This window comes from Blastocatellia bacterium (assembly GCA_025054955.1).
Classification (GTDB): Bacteria; Acidobacteriota; Blastocatellia; order HR10; family J050; genus JANWZE01.
Genome location: JANWZE010000139.1, coordinates 1 through 10708 on the forward strand (window position 1 = coordinate 1; position 10708 = coordinate 10708).

Annotated in this window: 9 protein-coding genes; all 9 read left to right on the forward strand. The window is 56.8% G+C overall.

What is annotated here, in order from left to right:
- Positions 1-763: 763 nt before the first annotated feature.
- Complete coding sequence (locus tag NZ823_17035) at positions 764-1195, forward strand: SCP2 sterol-binding domain-containing protein (protein MCS6806833.1); 432 nt, start codon at positions 764-766, stop codon at positions 1193-1195.
- A complete protein-coding gene (locus NZ823_17040) occupies positions 1188-1643 on the forward strand; it encodes a Zn-ribbon domain-containing OB-fold protein (GenBank protein ID MCS6806834.1) in 456 nt (151 codons plus the stop codon). Before NZ823_17035 ends, NZ823_17040 begins: the two co-directional genes overlap by 8 nt.
- 9 nt (positions 1644-1652) lie before the next feature.
- Complete coding sequence (locus NZ823_17045) at positions 1653-2798, forward strand: thiolase family protein (GenBank protein MCS6806835.1); 1146 nt, start codon at positions 1653-1655, stop codon at positions 2796-2798.
- 1 nt (position 2799) lies between these two features.
- Positions 2800-3948: a thiolase family protein gene (locus NZ823_17050; GenBank protein MCS6806836.1), complete on the forward strand. Its 1149-nt coding sequence runs from the start codon at positions 2800-2802 to the stop codon at positions 3946-3948.
- On the forward strand, positions 3945-4424 hold the full coding sequence (locus NZ823_17055; GenBank protein ID MCS6806837.1) for an OB-fold domain-containing protein: 480 nt from the start codon (positions 3945-3947) through the stop codon (positions 4422-4424). The genes NZ823_17050 and NZ823_17055 overlap by 4 nt, the downstream gene beginning before the upstream one ends.
- An 11-nt stretch (positions 4425-4435) precedes the next feature.
- Positions 4436-4921, forward strand: a complete 486-nt coding sequence (locus tag NZ823_17060) for a DinB family protein (GenBank protein ID MCS6806838.1) — start codon at positions 4436-4438, stop codon at positions 4919-4921.
- A gap of 26 nt (positions 4922-4947) precedes the next feature.
- A complete protein-coding gene (locus tag NZ823_17065; GenBank protein ID MCS6806839.1) occupies positions 4948-5388 on the forward strand; it encodes a MaoC/PaaZ C-terminal domain-containing protein in 441 nt (146 codons plus the stop codon).
- 243 nt (positions 5389-5631) lie between these two features.
- The gene (locus NZ823_17070; protein ID MCS6806840.1) at positions 5632-8148 is read left to right on the forward strand and encodes a DUF4968 domain-containing protein; all 2517 of its coding nucleotides are present in this window, start codon (positions 5632-5634) and stop codon (positions 8146-8148) included.
- Between the two features lie 818 nt (positions 8149-8966).
- Positions 8967-9923: a hypothetical protein gene (locus tag NZ823_17075; GenBank protein ID MCS6806841.1), complete on the forward strand. Its 957-nt coding sequence runs from the start codon at positions 8967-8969 to the stop codon at positions 9921-9923.
- Positions 9924-10708: the final 785 nt, after the last annotated feature.

The following is a 10708-nucleotide window of genomic DNA, read 5'->3' on the forward strand; positions in this document are numbered from 1 at the left end:
TTAGAGGAGCGATCTTGGGAAGCGGCGTCAGCAGACGCCGCACGAGGGTAGCCAGATGTGAAACGTCTGGATGAGTGTCCTCCCAAATCCTCCGCGCCCTGAAGGGGCGCCAGCAGGTCTCCCATGGAGTCGCTCACGCAGATGAACCGCTCGCCGCGAACACCTATGTCTTGGCGCGTCTCCAACGCGCCGCAATTGTTTGATCTGCTGTTCCAGACGTTGCACGTCTGGCTACCTGCTCTGAGGCCGCTTGCGCGGCCCAGTTTCAACCACCTCGGCTTCTGGCAAATGGTTTGGCCTTGTTTCTTCTCGGCGCGTCTCCAACGCGCCATGATTGTTTGATCTGCTTTCCCAAACCTCGCACGTCTGGCGACCTTCTCGGAGCCGCTCGTGCGGCCCACTTCGATCAGCTCGCCTCCCGTTCTCAATGTTGCACGTCTGGCTACCTGCTGGTTGCGCCTCCGGCACACGCTGACCCTGGACGTTTTCTCTCCCAGACGTTGCACGTCTGGCGACCTGCTCAGAGCCGCTCGTGCGGCCCAGCAGAAACGAGCTTAGCACGAGTCAGGAACATCATACGCGCACGAAAAATCGAATGCTGCGGCCTGGGAAGTGCTGGTTCTACTCTCCATGTCGCTTCATCAAACATGACCTTTCTCCAACAACTGGGGTAAGGCAAGTGCGCCTGACTGAATGACTGTTCATTCAGCAGACGGTGTGCTATAATGCCCCACCTTTTTATTCCAGCATCATGGAGGATTCAATGTCGTACGTGTTTCCCAGCGACGAGTGGGTCGCCTCATTTAAGCAGCGAATCAACGAAGGCGCGTATAAAGAATCGGGCGCCACGTGGGAGGCGGGCTCGCTCTGTTGCGTCATCAAAGCCAATCCGGATATCGGACTGACAGAAGACAAATTCATTTTATTGGACCTCTATCGTGGCGAGTGCCGTGATGCGCGATTGGTGGACGCGACGGAAGCCGCGTCGGCCAGTTTTACCATCACTGCCGCTTACGATCGGTGGAAACAGTTGTTTCGCGGCGAGCTTGACCCCGTCAAGGCAATGATGTTCGGACAGATCAATATCAAGGGCAATTTGGGCGTGCTAATGAAGTACACCAAAGCGGCCAAGGACCTGCTCGAATGCGGCGGTCAGGTTCCCAGCACTTTTCTTGGAGAAAGAACCAGTGAGTGAAGAAATCATCGTTCATCGGACGGCACTCAGTATTCCCTATGCCTGGGCAGCGGGTCGGCACGCCACGCGATTTTATCGCGAGATTGCCGAACATCGTAAGTTGTTTGGCACGCGCTGCCCACGCTGTCAACGTGTTCTGTTCCCTGCTCGCAAGGCGTGCAGTCGCTGCTTCACCGAGACGACCGATTGGGTCGAGGTTGGACCGCGCGGGACGGTCACCAGTTTCACCGTTGTTCATTACGCTGAACCTCAGATTCAGCCGTTGCCGCCGCCGCTCGCCTATGCGTTGATTCAGCTTGACGGCGCTGACACGGCGTTCATTCATCTGGTCAGCGAGGTCAACGTCGCAGAGATCAAAACCGGTATGCGTGTGGAAGCCGTTTTCGCTGAGTCGCCGCAGGGGAACATTCTGGATGTGAAATTTTTCAAACCGATTACACAAGGCTGAGAGAGAAAGATGGAAGACATAGCCATTGTCGGCGTTGCACAAACGAAGTTCGAGCGCGAAAAGCGAGACCTTAATTATGCTGAGTTGGTCTACGGCGTGGTGACTGAGCTGTTTGAAAAAACAGGCGCGACGCATCAGGACGTGGACAACATTGTGACGGCTTCGTCCGATTTCTGGGATGGCCGCACCATTTCGAGCATGGCGATCCAGAGCGCGGTCGGCGCATATATGAAGTCGGAGTCAAAAGTCTCCTCAGATGGCACACTCGCGTTGCTCTACGGCGCCATGCGTATCTTATCCGGGCAATTCAAGACGACACTGGTGGTGGCGCACAGCAAAGGGTCGGAAGGCGCGCCCAACCTGATCGCCAACGCTGCGTTCGATCCGGTCTACCAACGTCAGCTTGGCATTGATTTTCACGTGGCCTCGGCTCTCCAGGCGCGCGCCTACATGCAGAAGTACGGCCTCACGGAACAGGACGTCGCGTTGGTCTCGGTGAAGAATCTAGCCAATGCGAAGAAAAATCCTTATGCGCAGGTGGCTGGTGATTTCACGGTGGACGACGTCATGAACTCCGGGTATCTGGCCGAGCCGATTAAGACGCTGGATGCATCGCCTATTTCTGACGGCGCCTGCGCCGTGTTGCTGGCTCATGCTGATGTGGCGAGCCGATTTACTGATAAGCCTGTTTGGTTGAAAGGCGTCGGCCATTGTCAGGATGGTTATTACTTGGGAGACCGCGACCTGACCACCTCGCCAGCCTTAGCCGCGGCAGCCCGGCGCGCCTACCAGATGGCCAGCATTGACGATCCGTTGAAGCAGCTCGACGTGGCCGAAATTTACGACGCATATTCCTATCAGGAGCTCATGTGGACGGAAGCGCTCGGATTTTGTCAACCGGGAGAAGGTGTCCAACTGCTCAAATCCGGCGTCACGGCAATCAACGGCTCGTTGCCGGTTAATCCGTCAGGCGGCCTGTTAGCGGCGCATGCCTTCCTGGCAGCCGGCTTGGTTCGTGTCATAGAGTGCGTGCTGCAACTACGAGGCGAAGCTGGCGAACATCAAATCCCTCATGCCAAAACGGCGCTGGCACACGGCAGTTTCGGATTCTGTGGTCAAACTCACTGCGTCTGGATTTTGTCGGCGGAGAGATAACATGCCTAAAAACGTTGCTATCATTGCAAGCGGACAAACCAATCATACGTCACGTCGCAAAGACGTGAACATCCCGGAGATGATTCGGGAAGCCGTTGATCGCGCGCTGACCGACGCCGAGTTGACGATTGACGACATTGACGCCGTCGTCATCGGCAACATGGAGCATTTCGAGGGTATCAATCTGTCGGATATGTGGGCCTCGGAAGGCTCCGGCGCGGTCATGAAACCGTGCATGAAAATCGCCACCGGCGGGACAACGGGCACGTCAGTGGCTGCCGGCGCATATTATCATTGCGCGTCCGGGTTATTCGATACGGTCTTGGCCATCGGATGGGAGAAATTGTCCGAAAGCGATACCACGGCTGGTATCATCACGGCATTTGATCCGATCGTTGAGCGATTGACGCTGGCCGGAGCCATCGGTGGATTGGCTATCGAAGCGAATTTGTATATGACCACCTACGGGCTCAGCCAAGAGCATTTCGCCAAAGCGGCGGTCATGGCGCGAAAGAATGCGCAAAACAATCCCCATGCGCATTTGAAACATGACCTGACCGTTGAGATGGTGCTCAATTCCCCGATGATTGCCTATCCGATTCACTATCTGGACATGTGTCCGACATCGGATGGCGCGTGCGCGGTGATTTTCGCCAGTGAGGATCGCGCGCGCCGGCTCTGCCCGCGACCGGCCTGGATCAAAGCAGCCGTATGCCGCCACAATCATCCTTACATCGGCGATGTCTGGTGGGACCGGAGCACGCTTGAATCGGCAGCGATTGAGGCCTACAAGATTGCTGGCATCACCAACCCACGCAAAGAACTGGACGTCATCGAGCTATACGATCCGGCCAGTTATGCCCTCGTGGCGTGGATTCAACACCTGCATATTTGCGGCCCCGGCGAGGGCGGCAAACTGATTGATGATGGCTCCATCACGATGGAAGGAGACATTCCCGTCAATCCATCCGGTGGCGTCATCTCGACCAATCCGATTGGCGCCACTGCTTTGATCCGCGTGGCTGAAGCAGCATTACAAATTCAAGGCAAAGCCGGCGCTCGTCAAGTCGAAGGCGCCAAGACGGCGCTAGCCACCGGCTTCGGTGGTTCATATTGGAATGAAGTATTCATTCTCTCGGATCGCCTATGAATCAGGAACCTCTGGAAAAACCGCTCTACATCAATCTGCATGCGCGTTTGCCGTATGCCTACTCGGCTGGTCGGTACGTCAGCCGGTTTCTCATCGCGTTGCGCGACGAATGCAAAATCCTGGCAACAAAGTGTGAGCGTTGTTCCATCGTGCTGACGCCGCCGCGACTGGTCTGCAATCAGTGTTACGGGCCGATGAAGGAATTTGTCGAAGTGGGGCCACAAGGGAGGCTGGCCACATTTTCGGTCATCAACTTTCCGTTCATTGACCCGTTCACCGGCGTTGAACGACCTGTTCCTTACGGCTATGCGATCATTCAGCTTGATGGTTGCTCGAATCGGTTCCCGCACTTTTTGCGAGAGACGGATTTGAGCCGACTGCGCATCGGTCAGCGCGTTCAAGCTGTGTTCAAGCCTGACGGTGAACGAACGGGCGCTGTGACCGACATCTCCCATTTTGAGATCATTGAGCCGTGACGGAGCCAAGCATGAGCCTTCGCCAGGCGTTAATTGATCACAAGAACAGTGTTCGCGCGCGGACAATGCCGATCATCCAGCGCGTGACCGAAGAGATGCTCAATTGGCGACCGACGGACGGGGTGTTGTCTGTTGGCCAGTTGATCCATCACATTGGACAAGCGGACATGGCCTGGCTCAAAGTATTGCGTCGCGCATGGGAGCTGGACGAATTTCTCAGCGTTCGGCTGGCGATGGATTTGCCTGCTGTCATCGGCGAAATCTCCAGCTTGACCGACGAAGTCCAGAGTCTGGAGATCACGCATCAAGAGCTGATCAATTGGATCGCTCATCAGTCGGATGAACAATTGATGCAACTCTATCAGGGCAGTAGATGGAGCCTCACGGCGCAGCAAATTATCTTAGGATTGTGCGAACACGAGAGCCATCACCGAGGTCAATTGGTCACCTACTTGCGTCTGTTGAAGGTAGATCAAGTGCAACCCTGGGGATTCTAACAACCGCCGAGTGAAGTAAAACGAGTATGGGAAAATTTTTTGACGAATTGGAACCAGGCCAGGAATTTGTCTCAGCCGGCCGCACCATTACCGAAGCTGACATCATCAACTTTGCCGGATTGACCGGCGATTGGAGCGAGCTGCACGTCAATCGCGAGTTCGCCGACAAAGGATATTTCGGTCAGCGAATCGCGCACGGAGCGCTCACTTTCAGTATCTCGACGGGATTGGCTGTTCGCATGGGATTGCTTGACGACGTGCTGATTGCATTTTACGGCATTGACCGCTTGCGATTTCGGCAGCCTGTGTTCATCGGCGATACACTGTGGGTTCGCAAGCGCGTCGAATCCAAAGAAGACCGTGATGAGCACAGCGGTTTGCTTACCTTCGCCACTGAAGTGGTCAATCAGCGTCAACAGGTCGTACTGAGCTATCAAGACAAAGTGTTGTTGAAGAAAGCTGGCTAGCAGAAGAGAGACCGCAGACGGGCGACGGCGACCGAAAGCTGGACACAGGCGGAAACGGAAGGCGGGGGACGGAGCTCGTTGGTTTTTGGTCTCCACTCCGGGTTTATTTCCCAGGAATCGCCCTTATGCGACAGCATGCCACGACGGATGAAGATGGGGCCACCGAGGTCACAGAGTTCACCGAGAGCCTTGCCTCCTTTGTGTTCTCTGTGCCTTCTGTGGCCGTTTTCCGGGAGGTTTAACGTGAAACAGGATTGGTGGACACGGTGGCGCCGTTCACGAGCCTTATCAGGCTGGCTCATCGCCCTCATTCATCTAGTCTCTGTTTATTGGTTGGCAGCAACGCCGGCGCTGGGACAATGGCAATCGGTCGGCGCCGTTCGAGCTGTCAAGCGTGAACAGAATCGCGTGATGTTGGATTGTCAGACGGCGCAGGTTGAAGTCACAGTGTTGGCCGCTGACCTGGTGCGTGTGCGAATGGCGCCGGGACGCGCGCTTGCTCCTGATGAGAGTTGGGCGGTGGTGAAAACGGAGTGGCCGGCTGTACCAGTTGAACTGAGCGATTCTAAGACGCTGCTGCGCCTGTCTGGGCCGGAACTGATCGTGGAGATCAACAAGTCGCCATGTCGGATCACCATCCGGGATAAGAGCGGTCGCGTGCTGACGCAGGATGATCCCGCCAAGGGCATGAGTTGGGAAGGCAAGGAAGTTCGCGTCTGGAAGACGATGCCGCCGGACGAGCACTATTATGGCTTGGGGCAGCGCGCGTCCTGGTTGGAACATCGCGGACAGTCGTTTGTGAACTGGAACACCGACGCCTACGGGTACCGGTGGGGTTCCGATCCGCTCTATCAGTCCATTCCGTTTGTGCTCGCGCTGCGTCAAGGCATCAGCTATGGCATCTTTTTCGACAACACCTATCGCAGCAGCTTTGATCTGGGCAAGACGCGCCGTGATCAATGGTCGTTTGGCGCTGAGGGCGGCGAGCTGAACTACTATTTTTTCTACGGACCAGACCCGAAGAAAGTCATCGAGCGGTACACGGAGCTCACCGGACGCATGCCGCTGCCGCCGCGTTGGGCGCTCGGTTACCAACAATGTCGTTGGAGCTATGAGCCGGAAAGCCGCGTGCGTCAGATCGTCGCTACGTTTCGTCAACGCCAGATCCCCTGCGATGTGATTTATGTGGACATTGATTACATGGACGGGTATCGCAGTTTCACGATTGACCGGAAGCGGTTTCCAACGTTTGAGCAGATGATCGCCGATTTCGCCGATGTGGGCATGAAGGTTGTCGCGATCATTAATCCAGGCATCAAGAAAGAACCCGGCTACTGGGTCTATGAGGAAGGCCTCCGCGGCGAACATTTCATCAGGATGCCCGACGGTGCTTTGTTCACCGCGCCGGTATGGCCGGGCGAGTGCGTGTTTCCCGACTTCACCCGCGACCTGACACGCGCGTGGTGGGGCGGCCTGTACAGAGAATTGGTGCAAGCCGGCGTCAAAGGATTTTGGAACGACATGAACGAGCCTGCCGCGTTTGTCCAGACCGATCGGCAAACAGACCGCACCATGTCGCTTGACGCGATCCACGATGATCGTGGCCGTCGCACGGACCACCGCAAATCGCATAATGTGTACGGAATGTTGATGGCTCGCGCCACGTTTGAAGGACTGCGGCAACTGCGTCCCGAGGAGCGCCCCTTTGTGCTGACACGCGCCAGTTTCGCCGGCGGCCAACGCTATGCAGCAACGTGGACGGGCGATAATACCAGCAACTGGGAGCATCTGCAGTTGTGGATTCCGATGGTGTTGAACATGGGATTGTCGGGACAGCCGTTTGTGGGACCGGATATTGGTGGATTCATCGCTAGTCCGACGCCGGAATTGTACACGCGCTTTTTGCAAAGCGGCGCATTGGGTCCACTTTGCCGAACGCATTCGGCTAAAGACACCAACGATCAAGAGCCATGGTCGTATGGGCCGGCTTATGAAGCGATCAATCGTCGCGCCATTGAGCTGCGGTATCAATTGCTGCCCTATCTGTACACCGTCTTTGAAGAAGCGGCGCGAACAGGCCTGCCCGTGATGCGGCCGTTGATGCTGGAGTATCCGACCGACCGCGCTACATATCGGCTCGACACGCAATTTCTTATCGGGTCAGACCTCTTGGTTGCGCCGGTGTTGACCGAGGGCGCCACGAGCCGACAGGTTTACTTGCCAGCCGGTGAATGGTTCAACTACTGGACCGGCGAGAAACTGGTCGGACCGAAAACCGTTGAGGTGGCCGCCCCACTCGATCTCTTGCCGTTGTTTGTGCGTGGTGGCGCTCTGGTGCCCACGCAGCCGGTCGCGCAATACACTGACGAAGCGCCGATCAATCCGCTCATCCTGGTGGTCTTTCCCTCTGCCGAAGCTGTCGGCTCGTTGTACGAAGACGATGGATTCAGCCTTCAGTACCAACAGGGCAGGTATGCGCGGACGCGTTGGCGCTACCGGCGCACATCCGAACAGATGATGTTAGAAATCGGCCAACGAGAAGGCAACTATGCGCTGGCTCCGCGCGCCTACGAAGTGAAATTTGTCGGCGTTGATCACGTGCCGAGTCAAGTAGAATGGAGCGGGCGCTCGTTGAATCGTGTCAACACGCTGGCCGAGCTGCGTCGCCGCGAACAAGGCTGGACGCATGACCGGATCAACAGCGTGCTCTGGGTGAAAGTTCCTGACACAGGAAAACAGGAGACGATCCTGGCGCGATAAACAGGACGAACACCCGGACACGAACGCAAGAATGACGAACACCCGGACACGAGCGGAAGAAACAGAGGGCAGTTGCCACGACTCGCGCAATGCTACTTTATCTTGGAGTGCGCCGGCAAAGCGAAGCGGCGACGGCGCTTTCCGTCCCAACACGACGCACCAGGCCAAAGCGGCGTCGCGCCCTGCGGGCTTGCCGCCTCACTCCAAAACGCATGCTCCTCTGAAAAAGTGGCACAGGCGTTCCCGTCTGTGCTTCATTTTCATGCTTCGTGACGAGCCTGGGCTCATGGCCGATTCCTGACCTTATCTTGGAGTGCGCCGGCAAAGCGAAGCGGCGACGGCGCTTTCCGTCCCAACACTACGCACCAGGCCAAAGCGGCGTCGCGCCCTGCGGGCTTGCCGCCGCACTCCAAAACGCATGCTCCTCTGAAAATAGAATTCTCATCGTTCGTTGTGGGCTCATTGCCCATGAGTGATTCCCTTGAAAATAACCATTTTCATCCTTCGTGGCGTGCGCGGAGCATAATGGCGATTCCTTTGCGCATCCGCGACCGGCTTGACTGTGGCGCTCAAAGAGCCGATTATTATTGGCCGTTTGGGTCACGAGCAATTGGAGGTTCGTAGCAGCGCCGTTGATGGCGCTTTAGAGGGCGATCACCGGCTCACTACGAACTGATTCATAGAGGAATCGGCCATGTGCGTCGGAACGCCACGAATGATGAAAATCTGGGAGGGCATGCTTGGAGCGTGCCGGGCTATCAGTGCCAACAAGCACGCATGATGCGTGCGCTCCCGGCGCACCTGATTAGGAGAAAGGCATGAGTGAAGATCGCGCGACATTGGCTACGTTGACAGAGGAATCCAGAGACTGGCGTTGGTGGGTAACACGTTTGCTGGCCGGAGCGGTCGGCGTCGTGTTACTGGTTGCCGGCGTGTTGAAGTCCACAGACCTGGAGATGTTCATCAAACAGATCAAAGACTACGACATCATCTCAAACCGGACGGCGCTCGCTCTGACGGCCTGGGGTTTGATTGTTGTTGAGTGCGTGTTAGGTGTGGCGCTGCTCCTCTTTTATCGTCCTCGAATCACGCTGCTGGCGACAGGCGCATTGTTTCTTGTTTTCATGGGCGCAATTGGCTGGGCGTGGGTGACCGGTGCCACCGAGGATTGTGGCTGCTTCGGCGCATGGGCCAAGCGGACGCCGGCTCAAGCGATGCTGGAAGACGTGTTGTTCCTCGGCGCGATTGTTGTGGCGTGGTTCGGACATCGTCGCGTGGAGAGACCGCCCACACGCCTGAAAAGTTGGGTCATGGGGCTCACCCTCGTCGTCGGATTGGCTCTTCCGATGGTGTTTGGATTCCCACTTTCGGCCATCAGCCAGTCTAAGCCGAGAACGGCCGGCATGAAGCTGGAGACTCTTCAAGTTCAGGGGCTGGATCAGTACGACCTTCGCATTGGCGAATACCTGGTGATTTTGCTGGACACAGAATGTTCGCATTGCCAAGCTGCTGTGCCCCAACTGAACGCGCTGACGCAAGACCCGGCGTTGCCGCCGATGGTCGCGCTCTGCAAAAACGAAGAGTGGCGCCGGGTGCTTTTCGCCAACACCTATAAGCCGGCCTTCCCGCTTGGTCAAATCGGCGAAAAGGAGTTTTTGAAACTCCTGGCTGCTGGTGAAACGCCACGGCTGATGCTCGTGCGCGATCAGCAGGTGTTGAAAATCTGGGATAAAGAGGTTCCGCCAGCCGGCGAGATCAAAGCAGCTCTGAAATGAGTGACGCGCCACGCACGAGATCAAAGCAGCGATGAAGTAATACCAAATAGTCCAGAGAAAGACCGTGTTTGAGGAGTGACATGGAGAGTAGCAGCAGAACGTGCCAAGCGGCCGTCTCCGATTTCTGTGGGCATTTGGTATTCCTTCCTCATGCTAAACTCGTTCCTGCTGAGCCGGGCAAGCGGCTCGTGGGAAGGTAACCAGACGTACAACGTTCCGGAACGGAAAACGTCCAAGGCCAGCTTGCACCGGAGGCGCAAACGGCAGGTAGCCAGACGTACAACGTTCCGGAACGGAAAACGTCCGAGGCCAGCTTGCGCCGGAGGCGCAAACAGCAGGTAGCTAGACGTGCAACGTTCCGGAACGGAAAACGTCCGAGGCCAGCTTGCGCCGGAGGCGCAAACAGCAGGTAACCAGACGTGCAACGGCTAGAACGGAAAATGTCCGAAGCCAGCTTGCGCCGGAGGCGCGAACAGAAGGTAGCCAGACGTGCAACGTTCCGGAACGGAAAACGTCCGAGGCCAGCTTGCGCCGGAGGCGCAAACAGAAGGTAGCCAGACGTGCAACGTCTGGAACAGCAGGTCAAATAATAGTGGCGCGTTGGAGACGCGCCAAGATATAGGTGTTCGCGGCGAGCGGTTCACCTGCGTGAGCGACTCCATGGGAGACCTGCTGGCGCCCCTTCAGGGCGCGGAGGATTTGGGAGGACACTCATCCAGACGTTTCACATCTGGCTACCCTCGTGCGGCGTCTGCTGACGCCGCTTCCCAAGATCGCTCCTCTAA

What these genes read in the sequence shown, in the direction of transcription:
- NZ823_17035 (MCS6806833.1), top strand. Translation starts at nt 764, where the DNA reads ATGTCGTACGTGTTTCCCAGCGACGAGTGGGTCGCCTCATTTAAGCAG.
- NZ823_17045 (MCS6806835.1), top strand. Translation starts at nt 1,653, where the DNA reads ATGGAAGACATAGCCATTGTCGGCGTTGCACAAACGAAGTTCGAGCGC.
- NZ823_17050 (MCS6806836.1), top strand. Translation starts at nt 2,800, where the DNA reads ATGCCTAAAAACGTTGCTATCATTGCAAGCGGACAAACCAATCATACG.
- NZ823_17055 (MCS6806837.1), top strand. Translation starts at nt 3,945, where the DNA reads ATGAATCAGGAACCTCTGGAAAAACCGCTCTACATCAATCTGCATGCG.
- NZ823_17060 (MCS6806838.1), top strand. Translation starts at nt 4,436, where the DNA reads ATGAGCCTTCGCCAGGCGTTAATTGATCACAAGAACAGTGTTCGCGCG.
- NZ823_17065 (MCS6806839.1), top strand. Translation starts at nt 4,948, where the DNA reads ATGGGAAAATTTTTTGACGAATTGGAACCAGGCCAGGAATTTGTCTCA.
- NZ823_17075 (MCS6806841.1), top strand. Translation starts at nt 8,967, where the DNA reads ATGAGTGAAGATCGCGCGACATTGGCTACGTTGACAGAGGAATCCAGA.